The sequence below is a fragment of the Rhizobium sp. BK591 genome (genome assembly GCF_014195045.1).
Taxonomy (GTDB): Bacteria; Pseudomonadota; Alphaproteobacteria; order Rhizobiales; family Rhizobiaceae; genus Rhizobium; species Rhizobium anhuiense.
This window is the reverse complement of record NZ_JACIAZ010000002.1, coordinates 23,504-41,664: the sequence shown is the minus strand read 5'-3', so window position 1 is coordinate 41,664 and position 18,161 is coordinate 23,504. Positions and strand designations below refer to the sequence as shown.

At 59.8% G+C, this 18,161-nt stretch carries 21 protein-coding genes and 1 pseudogene; 13 read left to right on the top strand and 9 right to left on the bottom strand.

Annotated elements, in window-relative coordinates:
- Positions 1 to 115: 115 nt before the first annotated feature.
- The 11 genes and pseudogenes from FHX10_RS07325 to FHX10_RS35650 form a co-directional block, all read left to right on the top strand.
- Positions 116 to 1,090 (top strand): alpha/beta fold hydrolase, encoded by a 975-nt coding sequence (locus FHX10_RS07325; protein ID WP_184389199.1) that lies wholly within the window; start codon positions 116 to 118, stop codon positions 1,088 to 1,090.
- A 99-nt stretch (positions 1,091 to 1,189) separates the two neighbouring features.
- The gene (locus FHX10_RS07320) at positions 1,190 to 1,816 is read left to right on the top strand and encodes a pyridoxamine 5'-phosphate oxidase family protein (RefSeq protein WP_184389196.1); all 627 of its coding nucleotides are present in this window, start codon (positions 1,190 to 1,192) and stop codon (positions 1,814 to 1,816) included.
- On the top strand, positions 1,773 to 2,048 hold the full coding sequence (locus FHX10_RS35655; RefSeq protein ID WP_244653192.1) for a DUF1348 family protein: 276 nt from the start codon (positions 1,773 to 1,775) through the stop codon (positions 2,046 to 2,048). Before FHX10_RS07320 ends, FHX10_RS35655 begins: the two co-directional genes overlap by 44 nt.
- Positions 2,020 to 2,871 (top strand): alpha/beta fold hydrolase, encoded by an 852-nt coding sequence (locus FHX10_RS07310; protein ID WP_184389193.1) that lies wholly within the window; start codon positions 2,020 to 2,022, stop codon positions 2,869 to 2,871. The genes FHX10_RS35655 and FHX10_RS07310 overlap by 29 nt, the downstream gene beginning before the upstream one ends.
- Before the next feature lie 85 nt (positions 2,872 to 2,956).
- Complete coding sequence (locus tag FHX10_RS07305; RefSeq protein ID WP_097544239.1) at positions 2,957 to 3,775, top strand: N-acetyltransferase; 819 nt, start codon at positions 2,957 to 2,959, stop codon at positions 3,773 to 3,775.
- Between the two features lie 237 nt (positions 3,776 to 4,012).
- Entirely contained in the window at positions 4,013 to 4,804 is a 792-nt protein-coding gene (locus FHX10_RS07300) for an SDR family NAD(P)-dependent oxidoreductase (protein WP_097596310.1), read from the top strand.
- 365 nt (positions 4,805 to 5,169) lie between these two features.
- Positions 5,170 to 5,742 (top strand): hypothetical protein, encoded by a 573-nt coding sequence (locus tag FHX10_RS34945; RefSeq protein ID WP_097544201.1) that lies wholly within the window; start codon positions 5,170 to 5,172, stop codon positions 5,740 to 5,742.
- A 50-nt stretch (positions 5,743 to 5,792) separates the two neighbouring features.
- Positions 5,793 to 6,137, top strand: coding sequence for a hypothetical protein (locus FHX10_RS07290; protein ID WP_028827743.1), 345 nt, complete (start codon positions 5,793 to 5,795; stop codon positions 6,135 to 6,137).
- A gap of 10 nt (positions 6,138 to 6,147) precedes the next feature.
- On the top strand, positions 6,148 to 6,591 hold the full coding sequence (locus tag FHX10_RS07285; RefSeq protein WP_028757460.1) for a hypothetical protein: 444 nt from the start codon (positions 6,148 to 6,150) through the stop codon (positions 6,589 to 6,591).
- On the top strand, positions 6,591 to 6,737 hold the full coding sequence (locus FHX10_RS07280; RefSeq protein ID WP_164735894.1) for a hypothetical protein: 147 nt from the start codon (positions 6,591 to 6,593) through the stop codon (positions 6,735 to 6,737). The genes FHX10_RS07285 and FHX10_RS07280 overlap by 1 nt, the downstream gene beginning before the upstream one ends.
- Positions 6,738 to 6,860: 123 nt before the next feature.
- A pseudogene (locus FHX10_RS35650) lies at positions 6,861 to 7,155 on the top strand (hypothetical protein); the annotation flags it as partial.
- 26 nt (positions 7,156 to 7,181) lie between these two features.
- Here the strand turns inward: FHX10_RS35650 and FHX10_RS07275 are convergent.
- Entirely contained in the window at positions 7,182 to 8,939 is a 1,758-nt protein-coding gene (locus FHX10_RS07275; protein WP_028757459.1) for an aconitase X, read from the bottom strand.
- Positions 8,940 to 9,178: 239 nt separating this feature from the next.
- Complete coding sequence (locus FHX10_RS07270) at positions 9,179 to 9,787, bottom strand: class I SAM-dependent DNA methyltransferase (protein ID WP_097544200.1); 609 nt, start codon at positions 9,785 to 9,787, stop codon at positions 9,179 to 9,181.
- 366 nt (positions 9,788 to 10,153) lie between these two features.
- Here FHX10_RS07270 and FHX10_RS07265 point away from each other — a divergent pair, with 366 nt between their 5' ends.
- Positions 10,154 to 11,398, top strand: coding sequence for an MFS transporter (locus FHX10_RS07265; RefSeq protein ID WP_244604754.1), 1,245 nt, complete (start codon positions 10,154 to 10,156; stop codon positions 11,396 to 11,398).
- 32 nt (positions 11,399 to 11,430) lie between these two features.
- Here FHX10_RS07265 and FHX10_RS07260 read toward each other — a convergent pair whose 3' ends face one another.
- The 6 genes from FHX10_RS07260 to FHX10_RS07235 form a co-directional block, all read right to left on the bottom strand.
- A complete protein-coding gene (locus tag FHX10_RS07260; RefSeq protein ID WP_028757176.1) occupies positions 11,431 to 12,315 on the bottom strand; it encodes a ribokinase in 885 nt (294 codons plus the stop codon).
- On the bottom strand, positions 12,312 to 13,184 hold the full coding sequence (locus FHX10_RS07255) for a MurR/RpiR family transcriptional regulator (RefSeq protein ID WP_028757177.1): 873 nt from the start codon (positions 13,182 to 13,184) through the stop codon (positions 12,312 to 12,314). The genes FHX10_RS07260 and FHX10_RS07255 overlap by 4 nt, the downstream gene beginning before the upstream one ends.
- Positions 13,181 to 14,155, bottom strand: a complete 975-nt coding sequence (locus FHX10_RS07250) for an ABC transporter permease (RefSeq protein WP_028757178.1) — start codon at positions 14,153 to 14,155, stop codon at positions 13,181 to 13,183. The genes FHX10_RS07255 and FHX10_RS07250 overlap by 4 nt, the downstream gene beginning before the upstream one ends.
- Positions 14,156 to 14,172: 17 nt before the next feature.
- A complete protein-coding gene (locus FHX10_RS07245) occupies positions 14,173 to 15,684 on the bottom strand; it encodes a sugar ABC transporter ATP-binding protein (RefSeq protein ID WP_097544238.1) in 1,512 nt (503 codons plus the stop codon).
- Positions 15,685 to 15,746: 62 nt separating this feature from the next.
- A complete protein-coding gene (locus FHX10_RS07240) occupies positions 15,747 to 16,787 on the bottom strand; it encodes a substrate-binding domain-containing protein (protein ID WP_028757180.1) in 1,041 nt (346 codons plus the stop codon).
- A 27-nt stretch (positions 16,788 to 16,814) separates the two neighbouring features.
- Complete coding sequence (locus FHX10_RS07235; protein ID WP_049813449.1) at positions 16,815 to 17,804, bottom strand: sugar phosphate isomerase/epimerase family protein; 990 nt, start codon at positions 17,802 to 17,804, stop codon at positions 16,815 to 16,817.
- Here FHX10_RS07235 and FHX10_RS07230 point away from each other — a divergent pair.
- Complete coding sequence (locus FHX10_RS07230) at positions 17,713 to 18,066, top strand: hypothetical protein (RefSeq protein WP_164735874.1); 354 nt, start codon at positions 17,713 to 17,715, stop codon at positions 18,064 to 18,066. The genes FHX10_RS07235 and FHX10_RS07230 overlap by 92 nt on opposite strands.
- Here FHX10_RS07230 and FHX10_RS07225 read toward each other — a convergent pair.
- A complete protein-coding gene (locus FHX10_RS07225; protein WP_184389191.1) occupies positions 17,993 to 18,157 on the bottom strand; it encodes a hypothetical protein in 165 nt (54 codons plus the stop codon). The two genes, FHX10_RS07230 and FHX10_RS07225, sit on opposite strands and share 74 nt — an antisense overlap.
- Positions 18,158 to 18,161: the final 4 nt, after the last annotated feature.

The following is an 18,161-nucleotide window of genomic DNA, read 5'->3' as shown; positions in this document are numbered from 1 at the left end:
TTTCCTGACTGATGCAACAGCATTCGGTGACGTGGTTTATCGCGACCCGAACGGCCCAAAGCAGCCCTTACTCGAAACCAACTTTCGTTTCATCTCGACCTATGGGGAGACTATCATGCGTAGTTTGATCATGTGCCTGATGTTGGCGACCGCCAGCATGACCACGGCAACAATGGTAAGCGCACTTCCTGCGCACGCCACGGCGGAGCTTCGCGAAGCTCCGGTTCCCATCCACTACCGAACCGCAAAGATCGAGGGCCTCGATATCTTCTACCGGGAAGCTGGCCCGGCCGACGCTCCGGTCGTGCTGCTACTCCATGGGTTTCCGACGTCCTCCCACATGTTCCGGAATCTGATCCCGCTTCTTGCAGACCGATACCACGTCATCGCGCCGGACTATCCCGGTTATGGCCAAAGCGCGTCTCCCGACCGTGGTAAGTTTGCCTACACGTTTGGCGGCGTCGCCGATATCGTAGACAAGTTACTCGACCATTTGGCGGTCAAAAGCTACGCAATGTACGTCATGGATTATGGTGCACCGGTGGGTTACCGCCTGGCGCTGAAACATCCGGAACGGGTGAGTGCGCTGATCATCCAGAACGGCAACGCCTATGATGAAGGGCTGAAGGAATTCTGGGATCCCATCAAGACCTATTGGTCCGATGGGTCGGAGAAGAGCCGCGGGGCGCTCTCCGGTCTGGTCACGCTCGAAACGACCAAGTTCCAGTATACCGATGGCATGGAAGACGTGTCGCGCATCAGCCCTGACAACTGGGTTCACGACCAGGCTCTTCTGGACCGACCTGGCAATAAGGATATCCAGCTCGACATGTTGTATGATTATCGCACCAACGTTCCGCTTTACCCCGCGTTCCAAAGTTTCTTTCGTGAGCGCAAGCCGCCCACGCTCATCGTCTGGGGCAAGAATGATTACATCTTTCCTGAGGCCGGCGCTCATCCTTATCTCAAGGATCTTCCGGATGCCGAACTTCATATCCTGAACTCAGGTCACTTCCTGCTCGAAGAAAAGTTGGACGTCGCTGCTCCGCTAATCAACGATTTCCTGGATCGCCGCGTCGCAAAGGAGTGACGATCAGGCATGGTTGCCGGCGGTGTGGCGAAGGTTTCCGTCAAGTCGAGGTCGCACCGCTGAAAAGCCGTTACCAAATTCCCGATTTTGGAGATCCCCATGCCATACCATTTTTTGGAAGTTGCAGTCACTCCGAATGTGCGGCTGGCACAAGCTGAAATGGGTGCCGACCAGATCTGGTTAGGCGACCACCATCGGGAATCCGACAGCTTCACCAACAGCGAACTGGCTTTCATCTCTGCACGGGACAGCTTCTACATTGCCTCTGTGTCGGAAACCGGTTGGCCCTATGTTCAGCATCGCGGTGGTCCAAAGGGCTTTCTGAAAATCGTCGACAGGAAAACACTGGCGTTCGCCGACTACAGGGGCAACCGCCAATATATCAGTACCGGAAACTTTGCCGCAAATGACCGGGCCTGTCTCTTTGTGGTGGATTACCCGCGACGAGCCCGCCTCAAGATCTACATGCATGTCGAGAAGCTGACACTCGATGCCGACCCGGCGCTGGCCGACCTGGTTTTCGACGCCGGCTACCGAGCAAAAGCAGAGCGGATTTTTCGACTGCGGCTGGAAGCCTTCGATTGGAACTGCCCTCAACATATCACACCGCGTTACACCGAAGAGGAGGTCGCGAAAGCGGTGGCAGCGTTGCGTGAACGCTTAGCCGAACTGGAGTCGGAGAATGCAGAATTGCATACGCGGCTCGAGGCCTTGCGAGGAAGATAATGAACGCCACAAGACCCAGTTGCAGGAGTTTTCACGAGCTTCTGCAACAGAAACGGCGTGCGGAGGACGGCTGGAACAACAGCAATCCCGAAAGGTCGCGCTGGCCTATGGCCACGACAGCCGGTGGCGCAACCGGTCCGAGCTTATAAACGGCGAGAGCACTCCCGGTCTCAGCGATTCGGTTTCTATGGGGAAAGAACGACATGACGCATACCACCCATCACCGCGTTGATATCGACGGTCGTGATGTATTTTATCGGCAGGCCGGAGAACCAGCCAAACCGGCCCTGTTACTGCTGCACGGGTTTCCGTCATCGAGCCACATGTTTCGCGATCTTATTCCACTGCTTGCGGACCGATTTCACCTTATCGCGCCCGACATACCGGGGTTCGGCCAGTCGGAGGCGCCCGCGCGCGAAAATTTCGCCTACACGTTCGACAATCTTGCCCACATCATCCAGAGGTTCATTGAGGTGCTGGGCATCGAACGATTTGCCCTCTACGCTTTCGATATCGGAGCACCCATCGGCTTCCGCGTCGCGATGAAGTTTCCCGAGCGGGTGACGGCAATCATTTCCCAAAATGGCAATGCCTACGAAGAGGGGTTGAGCGACGTCTGGAATCCGATCAGGCGATACTGGTCCGATCCCACGACCGCCAACCGCGATGCCCTGCGCGAGATCATGAAACCTCTCGCCATCCGCTGGCAGTACGAACACGGTGTTTCGGATTTATCGAACGTGTCTCCCGATGGCTATTCGCTCGATGCCTTCTACATGGCGCGTCCGGATAGTGAAGAAATCCAATTCGACCTTGCGCTCGACTACGCGAGCAACGTGGTCCTGTATCCGATGTTTCAAGCATATTTCCGCCGGCATCAACCCAGGTTCCTGGCAATCTGGGGCGACAAGGATCCCTTCTTCCTGCCCGCAGGTGCGGAGGCCTTTAGACGCGATCTCCCGAACGCTGAGATCCAGCTCCTCAATACCGGCCACTTCGCGTTGGAGACGCATTCCCGAGAAATTGCCACCGCGATAGCGGACTTCCTGACTTAACCCCGCTCGCAACCGCCGGCTTACACCGCTGCTGACGTCGCTGCGGTGAAGTCTGTTTGGCCGTTTGATCGTTAAGGACACGAGCATGGATCGCCCGTCAGCATCGCACCAAATGGTGCCGGAAGAAGAAATCATCGAAGTGAAAGCATTTATCGACCTCTTCATGATCGCGCCGCAGACGTTCGTCGACCAGGCTGAGTTTCGCTGCATGCCATTGGCTGGAGGTTGCGCAATATCGCTGCCAAGCGCGCCCGCCATCGGTCTCAATCGGGTGCTCGGCATCGTGGCACCTGAAGATCTCGACATGGCCTGTGAATGGATGAGCAAAAGGGCGGGCCGACGCTACTTACAAATGAACGCTGCCACCGCTCCTCAACGGACACACGACTGGATAAGGAAACGAGGCCTTGTTGCCCAAGGTCACGGATGGGCAAAACTACGGCGAACAGCGCCTTCCACGCCACTCATCCATTCTGGAGAGGTCGCGACCCGGCAGGTCAATGTCACCGAAGCCGAGATCTTCGGTTCGATGATGTGCGCCGGATTTCACTTTCCGGCAAACCTGACCCCGCTTTGGTCAGCGATCGTCGGGAAGGACGGTTGGAGCTGTTTTTTCGCGGAATTGGACGGCAGGCCGATTGCGACCGGCGCGATGTATGCGGCAGACGGCTGTGCTTGGCTTGGCGGTGGCTCGACCGTTCCCGAGTTTTGCAATCGCGGGGCACAGAGGGCCCTGATTGCCGCGCGTCTAAACCAAGGCGCCAGCCAGGGCGTTCAGACATTCGTCGTCGAAACCGCCCAACCGTCGGCCGATGAGCCGAATATCTCTCACGCCAATCTCATTGTGGCCGGATTCGAGCAGATTTATACGAGAATGAATTACCGGTTTCCGGACGGTTCATAAGGGACGGCGGACACCTTAGGTCTGCCAATCGAGCTGTTGCCTTCTTTCCAAGTGTCGCGCTTGCCGGATCACTGCTCGAACTCTGAGAGAATGTCATCTGCTTCTGGATCAGCTTGCAAACCCGCTTCCAGGGCACCGCCACGGGTCCCACCCGAAAGGATCATCGACGTCGCGGGCTGTTGCGAGACCGACCGCCAGATCATACCTTCACTGATCCAACCTCAGAAGGAGCCGCAGATGCAGATCGACCTCACAGGCAAAACCGCGCTGATTACTGGATCTACCGAAGGCATCGGCTACGCGATCGCCCGCCAGCTTGCGAGGGCTGGTGCGAACGTGGTGGTCAACGGACGGTCTGAAGAAAAGACCGCTAAGGCGGCCGAACGCCTGAAAGGCGAAGGTGCCAGGGGAAGCGTGAGCGCCGTACCAGCCGATGTCGCAACCGCTGAAGGGTGTGACGCTCTCGTCGCCAAGGTTCATCATGTCGATATCCTGATCAACAATGCGGGCATCTTCCAGCCGCTCGACTTCTTCGATGCGGACGACGAGGTCTGGGATCGCCATTGGCAGGTAAACGTCATGTCGGCCGTCAGGCTTTCACGTGCCTATCTTCCGGGCATGCAGAAGCTCGACTGGGGCCGCGTCATCTTCATCGCGTCGGAATCCGGCTTTAACATACCGGTGGAGATGATTCATTACGGCGTCAGCAAGACCGCGGACATCGCGGTTGCCCGTGGGCTTGCCAAGCGCATGGCTGGTACGGGCGTTACTGTGAACTCGGTTCTTCCCGGACCGACACTGTCCGAAGGCGTCGAGGCGATGCTTGCCGAAGAGCGTGCGAAGACGGGCAAGCCGATCGAGGAGGTCGCGGCGGACTTCGTCAAGAAGCATCGTGGCGGTTCGATTATCCAACGAGCTGCAAGCGTCGAGGAAATTGCCAACCTGGTAACCTATCTGGCGTCGCCTTTGGCATCCGCGACGACAGGAGCTTCCATGCGCGTGGACGGAGGGCTGATCGACACGCTCTGAGCTGATCCCTCACCTGACCTGCCGTTGTTCATAGGGCGGAGCCTTCCGATCGCCTTCTTATTGCGGCCGCCGGCACGCGTGTGCGGTATGAAGTAGGCATGAATCAGACAGGCTGCTTTGCGACACCAATTCGCTAAAGAGCAGACCTTCAGCCGGCCTTGAAACTGCATGCTGCACCTTGCGAGCCCGATCAACCGCTGCCAAACAAGGGCAAATTCACAATGCGTTACAGTGGGTTAGACCTTGGTCTGATCCACCCCGGACTGAGGTCGTAGCCTTGGAACAGCCGGCACTCCCCTTCGTTTGCCAGACAGCCGCCGGTCAAACTGACCCAAGGCAAAACACAAACATTCGGAGGAAATCACATGATCAAGCTCACCCACATTGCGTTCGCTGCAGCCTTGCTGGCAAGCACGACGGCGACGGCATTCGCGCAGTCATCCAGCACCGTCGGCACGGGCGGATCGTCGGCGGGCGGCGGAACTTCGAGCAGCACCGTTGGTACTGGTGGAAGTTCCGCCGGCGGTGGCGACTGCCCTGCCGGAACTAAAAACTGCGGTTCCGGTTCCGCCTCGACCATCGGCACAGGTGGATCGTCGGCAGGCGGCGGCAAGTCCAGCAGCACCGTGGGCACCGGTGGTTCTGCTGCAGGCTCCGGTTCCGGCTCGGGTTCGGCATCGACACTCGGCACAGGCGGTTCCTCTGCGGGCGGCGGCACGTCGAGCAGTTCTGTCGGGACCGGTGGGTCGGCCGCAGGGTCAGGTGACGCCAATTCGGCCTCTTCAGTCGGCACGGGAGCATCGTCGACTGACGGCGATAAAACCGGCAGCACCGTCGGCACCGGCGCAAGCCAAGCCGGTTCATCCCATGAGAACAATGGGAAGAAGGGCTGCGCTCCGGGCCAGATGAAGAAGAATGGCTCCAGTCATTCATGCTGAGGCATCCGGCCGGCGCCACAAGGCGTCGGCCCTTTCACCGGAGAAAGCAAATGATCAACACAGTCAAAGGCATCATCTATGGAGCCGCGATCTTGGTAGCCGGTCAGGCTGCCTCGGAAGATATCAAACTGGACGACGGGACAACCTGCACGGTGGTCGAAGGCCGGACCTCATCGGGCAATATGTCTACGACCGTCACCGCCGGAAACGGCAAGGTGTCTTCTTCGAGTGCGACCGGCGCCGGCTCGTCGACTGCGGCATCCTCGTCGTCAGCTAGCTCGGCAGGCGCGGGCAGCGTCGACAGCTACTCGACGGCAAGTGTCACGCGGCCCGACGGAACCGTCATCACCAAGCGCTCGGACGGCACCTGCTCTGTCACGAAACCCAATAAATAGGAGACCAGACATGAAGATCATGAGTTTGATCGGCGCGGCCAGTATCGCAGTTTTGTCCACCACGGCCGGCGTCTCGGCACAGGACTGCAACGCGGCTGGAACTGTCGGAACGGGCGGAAGTGCGGCGGCTGGCGCAACGTCTGCGAGTTCCGTCGGGACGGCGGGCGTGTGTCAGACCGACGAAGGGACGACCTCCTCCGTCGGCTCAGGCGGGAGCGCTGCAACCACTAACGGCAAGGCCATGAGCAAGACCCATGTCAACGACAACGGCGACAAGCTCAGGTCTCAGACGAAGGCCCAGGCCGTGGACAAAGGCACCTTTAGCAAGTCGCGGACGAAGACGAGCACGGATGGCGACAGTCTCCAGAGCACGACCCGCACGATGTCGCACGAGCCCGGCCAGAAGCCCGTCAAGAACACGACCGAACAGAAAATCATCCTGCCGCAGCAGTAATGGTGGCCGAGATTGCGCCGTCCGGCGCATTCATCGAGGTCGATGACAACAACTTGGGAAAGGAAAATCAGATGAACAACCTGATCTGGCTCGTAGGCGCCGTTGTGATCGTACTGGCTATATTGAGCTTCTTCGGCTTCCGCTGAGCTCCAGCCTGAACCAGCCGCGTCTCAAGACCGAAATCGTAACTGGCTGATCGCGGTGAATGGTGGATGTGTATTTCAACCTTCACCGCCTAGGTTGCTCGGGCACGAGACCGCCAGTCAACAATACGCTTCGGGGAGTGCAAGTCGACAAACAGGTTCGAGCTCGATCGGGAATTCGCCTTGAGAGACGAGCAATCTGTTCGTGGCTGTTCGGGGCGAAATATGCGATGGTTATTTAGAAATGTCAGGCGACGATCGGCCGGCTTGCACCGGAGTTCATCGCCATTCCTCTGCATCGGTACGCAGGATCGGAAAGGCGGATGTCAGCCGGCGCGGGGATCCATCTGCTTCATCGAGATTCTAGACGAGCGCACGCTGGCGATACCCCGACCGCCCAGGCAGCAACCGTCTCGTTACGCAAGTCTGCGCACCTGGTGCTGGCAGCTAGGCCTGCCTCAGCCAGTTGGGCGCCGCCTTGCTGTATACCCCACTACATGCAGCCGCAACGCATGCGGCAATGCCGCCGAAGTAAAAGCGCCGACCGGTTATCCCCGGCCCGTAATGGGCATATTTGCCCGAGTTCGTCAGTATGGTTTTCGCAAAGGTGGGAATAATCGGATCAGTGATCATGCACCAGCATGTGTCCGTCACGAACTCCACCCCGAAGCGTTCAAGGGCCGCTATCAGCCCGGCTTCGTTGGCCTTATCGTACGTTGCGCGTCCGCAGGTAACCACCATCGCCACATCCACATGCTTCTTTCGACCGCTGCACAGAGACGCGAGCCTCTCGATTTCGCTGATCGAGAAATGCGGATTGCCGAGCGAGACGAGATCGACGCGCTCATCGTCGGCGCTGTTGAGTTCCTCCCAACTCGGCGCGAGTTCCTCGAGCCGAAGATCGATCGAAGGGATGCTGATGGCTGAGGGGACAACGGCATCCAGCGTCTTTGCCTCGGGCGTCACCCCCACGATGTGAAACATCGGTGCACTGGAAACGGTCGCAAACGCGGCGCCGAAGGCCTTGAGATCGTCATTGGTTGGACCGGCCTGATCAAGACCGGAGACGACAGGGATAAGGTTCGATGCCAGCGCACCAATGTGATAACCGAGCAGCGGATAGAAGCTATCGTCGATGTTTTCGATATTAGCGACACTGACAAGCAGCCCGGCTTTGCGATTGCTGTCGATATGTGGGCCTGCCAGAGGCGCGCGGCCGGTTAGTGCGATGCAAATGTCGAGAAAGTCCGGATATTTCATTGTCCGCGCACCAAGAACGCTGTTGGCGTAGATGACGGCATTCGATTCTGCCCAGGCCACCTGCTCGCCGATCTTGGGAGCCGTCTCGAGCAGATAAGGCGCGCAGGTGAAGGTCGGCCGCGCACCCATTTCGACATAGACGTCACCCAACTGACTGGCCGGCTCGCCCAGGACGGGATCAATACCTTGCGAGCGCCAGCGTCGATGATCGACCGAAATCGAGTTGAGCGTTGTCGGCACCACAACGCGCCCGCCCAGATCCCGCAGTTTTTCGGCAAACGAAAGCGAGCCCGGTCCGGTGTAGATGCAGCCGTCGACGTGGACTTGTGAGACATCCATCAATTGTGTGGCGCCCTGCAGTTTCGCCATTCGCAGGATGATGCGGATCGCCGATTGTGCAGCCTTGCCGTGAGCACCAGCCAGATAAGCTCTATCCCGCTCCGACAATGCGACTTCACCGAAAAGAGGGGCAGAGTCTTTGCTATGCGACGGAATGGCGTCCATTGCCAGCCCGTCGGTGGAACAGGCAACAACGTTTCCGTCGATCTCGACAAATGCCGAACTCACCACCTTGCGAAAATTCTCGGGCGCGAGCGTTACAACGGGAATAGATTGACCGAATACCTCCTCGGCGATCACGACACCGAGCGTGAGGATATCCTCCTCTCGCTCGAACAACATCGCTTTGGGACCATTGCCATTGAGCAGCAGTTCCAACATCACGCCGCTGCCAGAGCAGGACCCCCTGCCCCCCGGGATCGCGAGGATATGGTCTTTGAGACCGCGGCCGCTCAAGGGGTGATGCCGATCGATCACCTCGCCGGTCCAGGGATCGACCCCGCCCCAGAAACTCAGTTCCAGATCGCTTGCAACAACATTGCCCGAAGCCTTGCCGTGCACGTAAGCCGACCCTGCGAAAATCAGTCCGTCAACAAGGTTGACCATCCGTGAGCCTTTCAAGGTGGTGGCTGTGCAAGCAGTTTTGAGTCGTTCGAATCTGGGGCTAGCTTGATCGCGCCGGCGGCAATCGAGACGGGCGCCCCGCTCTCTACCGGATTAAGGCGGCCTTCGCAAAACGCAGAATATGCCTGAGTATGCTCCGGGTGGCCATCTGTTGCCGGCCCGCCCAGCTGTTCCAGTTGGTGCAGAAAGTGACAGGGCGATCTTGGGATTTCCGCGACGCTTTACGCATAGCGCTGACGCGCCAGCCAGACCGTGCGCCCGCCACAATCTGGGTCTTCCGCAACTTGGGCAACAACGTCAAAGCCATTCCGGTCGAGCAGCATGCGGTATTCGTCGGGATCGAGGCTGGCATGATAGAGAGGTTCCCCCTCCAGCGTGCCGATAACTTCGCCGAAGGCGGGACCACTCGTGAACAGCAATGGTGCTTCCGGTTCAGCATGGTCGCGGAAGATGGAGAAGATCATGCGCTGATCGGAAGGAGCAAGGTGAAACAGGCTGTCCCAAGCGATCAGCCCGCCATATCTCCGATCCAGTTTCAGGGAGCGCATATCCCCCACTTGCGCTGTCTCGCCGGGAAGATTGGTCCGGAATATGGAGATCATTTCTGGCGAACTGTCCACGCCTGTAATCAGATGACCTCCGCCAGCAAGGTACCGAGCGATTGGGTCACCTGAGCCACAACCAATATCGAGCACCGCCGCCATTCGTGGCAGCATCTCTGCAAACCGGTCGATCCATGCACGCTCCAACAGTGCCGTGCCGCGCGCCGCTGTCCACGCATCAGCATGGCGACGATAGAGGTCGATAATGCGGCCGGCTGCGTCGCTCACGGTCTTCGTGTCGATTTCCTATCTCCAGTGCAACAATGTGTTCCCGACAGGCGATGCTCTATCACATGCGCCGGTTCGGCGACAGCTATTGGCAGCTCGACCGCGCCGTCCTCCGATGGAACGAGACATTCGACAGCCTCCTCTCCTGGATCCAGGGCGCACGCCTGCCGCGGTCAGTTGCGAGTTTCTATATCCTTCGCCGGATCGAGCAGTCGACCGGGCGAGTGATCACGAAGAATGTCTGGCAAACCGCGTGCTCCGTCGCATCCGCTCAGAAACAAGTTCTGATCTCCGGCCATGTGAGGTATTCATCACAGATCTAAAAGCGCTCGTCTGCTTCGAAGCGTCAATCCCCGGAGTTGCATCATGAAAATTGCGCCGCAACAGCGGATCTATGTCTGCTTCTTTCTCTTCGCCGTGTCGCTGGGGGCGCTGCTGTCGAGGATGCCGGATTTGCAGGATGCGCTTGGCGTCGATAAGTCTGAGCTCGGGTTGACGTTGATAGGGGCTGCGATCGGCGCCTTGATTTCGTTGACTTTGTCTTCGCCCTTGATCGCCCGGCTCGGCGCGCGGACGACGGCGTTCATTACAGTTCTCGGCACATCTGCGCTGCTGTCGCTCGTGCCATGGATCGGCGCTGCGCCGGCCGTGTTCTGTTTGCTTTTCGTCGAAGGGCTGCTCGCCGGGGCGCTGGAGATCAATCTCAATGTCGAGATCGACCGCATCGAAGCGCAGCTGGGACGCGGCGTGATGAACAGAGCCCATGGCTTCTGGAGCCTCGGCTTCTTCGTCACGGCGCTTGTCTCTTCGGTCGTCCGCCAAGCCGGTATTTCGATGCAGCTACATCTCGCCGTGACCTTTGTCGCGGTCCTCGTCATCGGCATCTGGGCGATCGCCGGCATGCGCAATGCGCCAGCGCGGATTACGGAGGACGAGGGCAAGGCGCCGCCGGTAGCGCTTCCTACCTGGGGACTAATGCCGCTCTGTGTCATCGGCATCGCCGCCTTCCTCGTCGAAGGTGCCGGGATCGACTGGTCGGCGATCTATATGCGCGACGTGTTTTCAGTCGAGCCCTTCATCGGCGGACTGGGATTGACACTCTTTACCTTTTGCATGGCGCTGGCGCGCCTGTTCGTTGATCCGCTGGTCGATCGGTTTGGTGCGCGCGCCGTCGCCACGATGCTGCTTGTTCTTTCGGCGATTGGCATCTGCGCCGTCGGGGGCGCACCGCATTCCTATGTCGCACTGGCGGGCTTCGCCTTGATGGGCGCCGGCTGCAGCGCGGTCTACCCCCTCGCCGTCTCGGCGGCCGCCCAGCGTACCGATCGCGCGGCATATCTCAACGTCGCCGCTCTCGGCCAGATGACCTTCGTCGTCTTCTTCCTGGCGCCGCCTCTGCTCGGTTTAATTGCCGAATATGCAGGCATCAGGACATCCTATCTCGCCTGCCTTCCGCTGATCATCTACGCGCTCTTTTCGGTCAAGGCGCTTGGCGCGCGCCGGACTGCCGATGGCGGTAGCGTTGTCGTGCGGATGGAGCGAAAGCGCGCAGATCAGCCCGCGGAACAAGTGGATCGATGCCAATCGACATCCGGCATGTCCCCGAAATGACCGACGCGAAGCCAATGTTCGCCGAGACGATTTCAGTTTGCCCGTGGCGTGCTCACCAGAACCGCCGCCGCATGGTTCGCGGCCTCGATTGCGGCACGAATTCCACTTCCACGCGCGAGTTCTGAGGCGAGAACGCCGGTGAATTCGTCGCCGGCACCATGGGTGCTCACCAGTTCCACCTTGATCGCCTCGATCGAGAACGCATCACCTTCCCGGGTCGCGCAGGCGACACCATCGCCGCCCGCCGTCACGACCACGACGGGGAATTTCGCCGCGAGCAGTTTCGCGGCATTCGCGGCACCCTCGAGTGTGTCGACAACTGGAAGCTCGGCCAACTGCTCGGCCTCGATGGCGTTGACCACCAGGACATCGACCAGTTGCTGCAAATCGGCGGAGAGAGGTCGCGCGGGCGCGGCGTTGAGAACCACTGTTCCGCCCGCGACCTTCATGGCCTTGGCCGCCGAGACGTTGGCGTGATCAGGCACCTCATTCTGCAGGACCAGCAGCGCTCCGTCGACGAACGCCTTCGAAGCTGCATCCACATCCACTTGTCCCAACATCAGATTGCTACCGGAAACGATGACCGCGCCGTAGTCGCCTTCACTGTCGAAGATTGCGACGCTCATGCCGCTACCGACCCCGGTCACTTTCTTGACGAAGCGATGATCGACCTTGCTGCGGGCCAGGTTGTCGGTGAGGGCATGGCCGAAATCGTCGTCCGCGACCGCACCAATCATCGACGTCGGTATCCCTGTCTTCGCTGCCGAGACTGCCTGATTGCCACCCTTGCCGCCGCATTTCGGGTGCCAGTGATCCCCCGTCACGGTTTCACCCTTCCGAGGACGTGCCGGGCCGTGCACCATGATGTCATAGTGCAGGCTGCCGAAGACGACGACGGAGGGTGATGCGGAACTCATGGAAGCCTGTCCTTGCGTTTGGATGCGACGGCGGACATCGTCTTCTCGAGATTTTTCTCCGCCGTCTGATAGTTTCGCTGCGCGACGGCCATGAAGAGCGCGTCGAGGATGTTGAGCTGGGCAATCCGGGCTGCGGCGTTCTCGCCCATCAGAGGCGATCCTTGCGCGGTGGAACACAGAACGATGTCGGCGATCTGCGCAAGCGGCGATCCACCGTAATTCGTGACGGCGATCGTTCGCGCCCCCGACTTCCGCGCGAGCTGGATGGCGTCGATGACAGCGGTCGTGTTCCCGGAATGGGAGAAACCGATCGCGATGTCGTCGGCTCCGAGCAGCGACGCCGACATCAGCATCATGTGCGAATCGTCCTGGACATTGGCCCGCACGCCGATCCTCAGGAACTTGTGAGCCACGTCCCTGGCAATCTGTGCCGAACCACCAACCCCGTAGAAATCACGTTGCCCCGCCTTGGCGAGTATATCGGCGGCGCGGTCGAAACCGTCGACGTCCAGGATCGCGAGAGTCTCCTCCAGCGCGTTTATCGACGTCCGGAAGACCTTCTGAATGATCTCCCTCGAACTGTCATCGGCTGACAATTCCTGATGCATTTCAGCGGTAGGAAGCCTGTTGTAATTCGACACTGCAGTGCGGAAATCGCGATAGCCGCTGAAGCCGAGCTTCTTGGTGATCTTGACCACCATGGCCTCGGACACTCCCGCTTCCGCCGCCAGATCCTTGAGAGCGGTGTCCTCGGAAAAATCCCTCAATCCGAACACCGTCTCCACGACACGCGCCTCCAAAGGGGTGAGCTGCGGCATCATCATGCGGATGCGCGGGCCTACCGCCTTGGGATCATTTGCAGAATTCATCCTCTACCCCTTGTGACGCGATCGATCATCATCGCGACCAGGATAATAAGACCAGTGGCCAGAAGTTGGTAGAAGGCCTGGACATTCATCAGCGTCAATCCATTGCGCATTGCGCCGAGGATGATCGCACCGAGGATCGTGCCGATGACGCTGCCCTTGCCGCCCATCAGAGAGGCCCCACCAATTGCGGCGGCCGCGATCGCGTCGAGTTCCCAGAGATTGCCGAGGATCGGTTCGGCGGCACCCAAGCGGCCGACCAGGATCATCGAGGCCAGGGCAGCGAGGACGCCCGAAATCACATAGGCGGTGATCTTAGTGATGGCGATCGGTACGCCGGCGACATAGGCCGCTTCTTCATTGCCGCCGACAGCGAGCAGGTATTCGCCAAGCGGTGTCTTCTTGAGCAGCACCCAGGCGAGCAGGGCGACGACGGCGACCATGATAACCGGAATGGGAAGGCCGAGCAGGGAGCCGTTGAACAGCGAACGGAAGCCCGCGGGCACACCGAGAACCGGGTTGCCGCCCGTGTAAATCAGCGCAATGGCGCGATAGGTGCTGAGAGTGCCGAGCGTGACGATGAAGGGCTGAAGGCCCGCATAGGCCACGAGTACGCCGTTGATGAGACCGCAGATAGCGCCGATCGCGAGGCCGGCCAGGATGGCGAGCGGAACGGGAACGCCGGCGACAAGCATCGTGGCCGTAATCACGGCAGAGATCGCGGCCGTCGGGCCGACCGAGAGGTCGATGCCACCGGAGATGATGACGAGCGTCATGCCGAGTGCCAGGCAGGCGTTGATACTCGACTGCTGAAGGATGTTGAGCAGGTTTCTCTGCGAAAGAAAGTCGGGTGCCAGCAATCCGAAGATGACGACGATGGCGATCAATCCAATGAGGGTGCCCGCATCGCGTACCGAGAACGATCCGAACAGTTTGGAAGTGGGCGCCCCGGCATTCTGGGTCGTGTCAGACATGGATATGTTCCTGTAGGTCATGCCGCACCACGGCGGTTGTCGGCCTTCCCAACGGCGTGGGAAACGATGGTTTCTTCGGAGAGGTCTTCGTGGCCGAGTTCAGCCACAACAGCGCCGTCGCGCATGACGAGCACGCGGTCGGAGACCCGCATCACCTCGGGAAGCTCGGAGGAGACGACGATAATCGAATGTCCCTCGTGAGCGAGATCTTCGATCAGGTGATAGATTTCGGATTTCGCGCCGACATCGATGCCGCGCGTCGGCTCGTCGAACAGCAGGATGCGCGATCCGGCCGCCAGCCAGCGTGCGATGATCGCCTTCTGCTGGTTACCGCCGGAAAACAGTCTGATCTGCCGGTCGAGCTGGAAGGGTCGCAGGTTGACGCGCTTGAGCAGGTCTTCCGCCGTCCGCTTGAGTTTCCGATGGTTGATGATCCCGGCTTTCGAGAAGCGGTTCATCGAGGGCAGCGCCATGTTCATGCTGACGGACCGGCCTGGAATGATGCCTTCGCGTTTGCGCTCCTCGGGTAGCAGCCCGATGCCGGCAGCGATCGCCGCACGCGGATTGGACAGCGTCAACGCCTTTCCATCGACGTTGACCGTGCCGGAGATAAGCTTGTCCGCGCCGGAAAGTGCGCGCAGGAGTTCGGTGCGGCCCGAGCCGACGAGCCCTGCGACGCCGAGGACTTCACCCTTGTGAAGGTCGAACGAGACGTCGCGGATACGGTGCGTCGAAAGATTGCGGACCTCGACACTCACGGTATCTGTGGTGTGGGAATGATGCTCTTCAGTCAGCAGCTCGCGGCCAACCATCATCGCGATGACGTCGTCGGGTGAGGTCGTTTTCAGATCGATGCCGACGCCCACGACCTTGCCGTCGCGCATCACCGTAGCGCGCTGGCAGACCCGGAAGACCTCGTCCATCTTGTGGGATACGTAAATGATCGAGACGCCGCTCGCTGCCAACCGCTCGATAATCTCGGCGAGCCTCTCGAATTCGCTCGGCGTCAGGCTCGACGTGGGTTCATCCATGGCGATGATCTTCGCCTTGTCGAGAAGCGCTCTGGCGATCTCGACGACCTGCCGCTGGGCGACCTTCAACGTCGAGATGGGAACCGCCGGATCGATGGACGGATCGATCATCGCAAGCGCCTCGGCCGCGCGCCGTTCCTGCTCACGGCGATTGACGATCATGCCGCCGAAACGGGTCAGGGAATGGCCGAGGAACATGTTCTGGGCAACGCTGAGATGCGGCACTTGCTGAAGTTCCTGGTGGATCATGGCGATCCCTGCCTGGCGAGCGCTGTCGGGCTTGCGGAAGTGGTGCACCGTGCCGTCGACTTTGACTTCGCCTTCCGTTGCACGGAAGACACCGGACAGAATGCGCAGCAGGGTGGACTTGCCTGCGCCATTCTCGCCGAGCAGCGCGTGGATTTCACCCGGGGCGACGCTGAACGAAACGTCGGACAATGCCTTGACGCCCGGGAAAACCTTGGAGATGCCTTCGAAAGCCAGTCTGGGAGGTGCCATGACAGTCCAACCTTTGAGGTGCGGACGGCCGGCTGGGCCGGCCATCCTGCCTTGGGAGGCGTTTACTTTCCTGCGGCCTTCATCAGCACCGAGCGAACGTCGCCGCCCTGGTAGTCCTTGATGTTGTCCTTGGTGATCAGGGCCTGCGGGGTTGCGACCACGCGCGGCAGCTTCTGACCGGAGACGAGCCGCAACGCGACTTCCATCGCCACCTCGCCCGTCAGGACCGGGAAGCTGTCTACGGTGCCCGTGAGTTCGCCGGCTTCGATCGACTTGTAGGCATCGGAAATGCCGTCGGTACCGAAGACGACGACCTTGTCCTGCAGGCCGGCGGCCTTCACCGCCTCGACAACACCAAGCGCCATGCCGTCATTGTTGCAGTAGAAGCCGACGAGATCAGGATGCTGCTGGAGAATGTTGGTTGCGGCGTCATAGGACATCTGGCGATCCCAGTTGCCCGGAACGCTGGCGATCACCGTGAACTTGCCGCCCTGTTCGATCGTGCTCTTAAAGCCATCGGTGCGCTGCACGGCAGCATAGACACCGGCCTGGCCCTCGATGATCGCGACCTTGCCGCCATTGGCGCGGTTTTCCATGAACCACTTGGCGACCCGAACGCCGTTGTCACGCTGGACGTTGCCGACATAGTGCTCGGCCTGCGGGATCACCGCATCGTTGACGTTGACGACCGGTACGTTGGCGGCTTTCGCCTGTTCGATGACCGGCTGCAGGTTGGCATCGGTCTGCGGCGAGACCAGCAACACCTTATAGCCCTGAGTGACCATGCCCTCGGCGATCGTCAACTGGCCGAGCTGGTCGCCCTCGCTTTGCGCCGCCTGATAGGCGACGGTCACGCCGACCTTGTCGGCGAACTTCTGATAGCCTTCGCCGAGCGAGCGCCAATATTCATTGGTGAGCGTCTTGGAGACGCCGCCGACCTTGAGGCCTTCGGGCAGCTTCGGCAGCGCACCGAGTTTAGCGTCGAGATCGGACCAGTCCATGCGGTCCGCTTCTGAATCCGAATTGAGCGGCTTCAGTTCCTGCGCTGACGCGATGCCAGCGCAAAGGGTTGCGGCGAGAGCCGCAGCAAGAATTGTCTTCATGTTTTCCTCCCGGAAAGTTGGGGTGGTTCAGTGCTCCGCGCCGAACATCAGCTCCTGAACGATGGCCTGCGTGGATACGGCGTCCTGTCGGTCAATCGCGCTCGCGAGGCGATTGTCCTGCTCGAGGCGGTCGACGACCTTCAACATCCGTTGGACGGTCTGGATGTTGACCTCGCATTCGTGAACCGGATCGAGGCCGGTCATATCGGGGAACGTGTCGAAATAGATCGCGCCGTGGTAACCATCCCGGCGTATCTGGCGGAGTAGCTCGATCGTTTGCAGCGTGTGCACCGCGCCGACCATCAGACCGTCATCGCGCTTGGCGTAGCCGTCGTTGAGATGGACGCCGAGCACGCGGCTGTGACGGGCAATCAGTGCTGCCGCAAAGGCGGGCTGCTCGTCGGCATAGAGGACATGGGCGAAGTCGAGCGTGACGCCAAGATTGGCAGCGCCGACCTCCTTGATAGCGAGCAAAGTCGTGGCCGCATCCGGCATCAGGCTGTAGGACCGCGGCTCGTTCGGCTTGTACTCAATCGAGATCAGGCAATCCGGATCATGGGCGCAAACTTCACGGATTCCATCGACTTCGTGTTGCCACATCTTCGCGTAGTTCGCCTGAAAGGCATAATCGAAGCCATCTTGCCCAAGCCAGATGGTCATCAGATTGGAACCGGCTTCGCGCGCTGCATCGATGCCCTTCTTCGTCAGGTCGATCGCTTCACGGCGGACCGTTTCGTCGGGATGGGTGAAAGCACCAAGTTTGAAGGCGGGGTTGCTGTAGTAGCGCATAGCGAAGCCGTTGATCGAAAGGCCGATATCGCCAAGTTTTCGAGCCAGTTCTGCCGGATCTTCGTTCATGTGATCCGGATAATTGAGATCGAGGTCGGTAAGGCCCTTCACCTGGGCGGCGCGCTCGGCCATCTGCATGACGGAGGGCTTCGACGACTGGCCGGGCCATGCGATATGGGAAGCGGAGGCGAACGAATTTAGCCGGGTGGCAAAGCGTGTCGGGTTCAAAGGATCATTCCAAATCTGTGAAGTTGTGCACTACTTCACAGATTATTTATTATTTGTAAAGTTCAAAAATGCCATGGGTGCAAAAAATTGGTGCAGGCCATTGCTGGTACCGACGCCTCATCGGCAACCAAGCGGACTGGCGCAACGGTGCAAGGCAAACAAAATCGCCAGCGGATTCAATCCGATGATCAGGCAGGCTGCTCGTCTGAGCCACGGCCGCGACGAAAAGCCTGCCGCATGTACGGTCGCCCGGCGCAGTTGAAGTGATCGACTATCAGAACCAGCATTTCGAGCTGCTTACGCATGACATCGATCTCGCTGTCGACCTTGTCGGCGGTGACGAGCCGATTCACGACA

Bases quoted from the DNA above. Each gene is read 5' to 3' on its own strand.
- FHX10_RS07240 (WP_028757180.1), bottom strand. From the start codon at position 16,787: ATGAAGACAATTCTTGCTGCGGCTCTCGCCGCAACCCTTTGCGCTGGC.
- FHX10_RS07260 (WP_028757176.1), bottom strand. From the start codon at position 12,315: ATGAGTTCCGCATCACCCTCCGTCGTCGTCTTCGGCAGCCTGCACTAT.
- FHX10_RS07310 (WP_184389193.1), top strand. From the start codon at position 2,020: ATGACGCATACCACCCATCACCGCGTTGATATCGACGGTCGTGATGTA.
- FHX10_RS07320 (WP_184389196.1), top strand. From the start codon at position 1,190: ATGCCATACCATTTTTTGGAAGTTGCAGTCACTCCGAATGTGCGGCTG.
- FHX10_RS35655 (WP_244653192.1), top strand. From the start codon at position 1,773: ATGCAGAATTGCATACGCGGCTCGAGGCCTTGCGAGGAAGATAATGAA.
- FHX10_RS07250 (WP_028757178.1), bottom strand. From the start codon at position 14,155: ATGTCTGACACGACCCAGAATGCCGGGGCGCCCACTTCCAAACTGTTC.
- FHX10_RS07285 (WP_028757460.1), top strand. From the start codon at position 6,148: ATGAAGATCATGAGTTTGATCGGCGCGGCCAGTATCGCAGTTTTGTCC.
- FHX10_RS07290 (WP_028827743.1), top strand. From the start codon at position 5,793: ATGATCAACACAGTCAAAGGCATCATCTATGGAGCCGCGATCTTGGTA.
- FHX10_RS34945 (WP_097544201.1), top strand. From the start codon at position 5,170: ATGATCAAGCTCACCCACATTGCGTTCGCTGCAGCCTTGCTGGCAAGC.
- FHX10_RS07305 (WP_097544239.1), top strand. From the start codon at position 2,957: ATGGATCGCCCGTCAGCATCGCACCAAATGGTGCCGGAAGAAGAAATC.
- FHX10_RS07300 (WP_097596310.1), top strand. From the start codon at position 4,013: ATGCAGATCGACCTCACAGGCAAAACCGCGCTGATTACTGGATCTACC.
- FHX10_RS07325 (WP_184389199.1), top strand. From the start codon at position 116: ATGCGTAGTTTGATCATGTGCCTGATGTTGGCGACCGCCAGCATGACC.
- FHX10_RS07245 (WP_097544238.1), bottom strand. From the start codon at position 15,684: ATGGCACCTCCCAGACTGGCTTTCGAAGGCATCTCCAAGGTTTTCCCG.
- FHX10_RS07265 (WP_244604754.1), top strand. From the start codon at position 10,154: ATGAAAATTGCGCCGCAACAGCGGATCTATGTCTGCTTCTTTCTCTTC.
- FHX10_RS07230 (WP_164735874.1), top strand. From the start codon at position 17,713: ATGACGGAGGGCTTCGACGACTGGCCGGGCCATGCGATATGGGAAGCG.
- FHX10_RS07255 (WP_028757177.1), bottom strand. From the start codon at position 13,184: ATGAATTCTGCAAATGATCCCAAGGCGGTAGGCCCGCGCATCCGCATG.
- FHX10_RS07275 (WP_028757459.1), bottom strand. From the start codon at position 8,939: ATGGTCAACCTTGTTGACGGACTGATTTTCGCAGGGTCGGCTTACGTG.
- FHX10_RS07280 (WP_164735894.1), top strand. From the start codon at position 6,591: ATGGTGGCCGAGATTGCGCCGTCCGGCGCATTCATCGAGGTCGATGAC.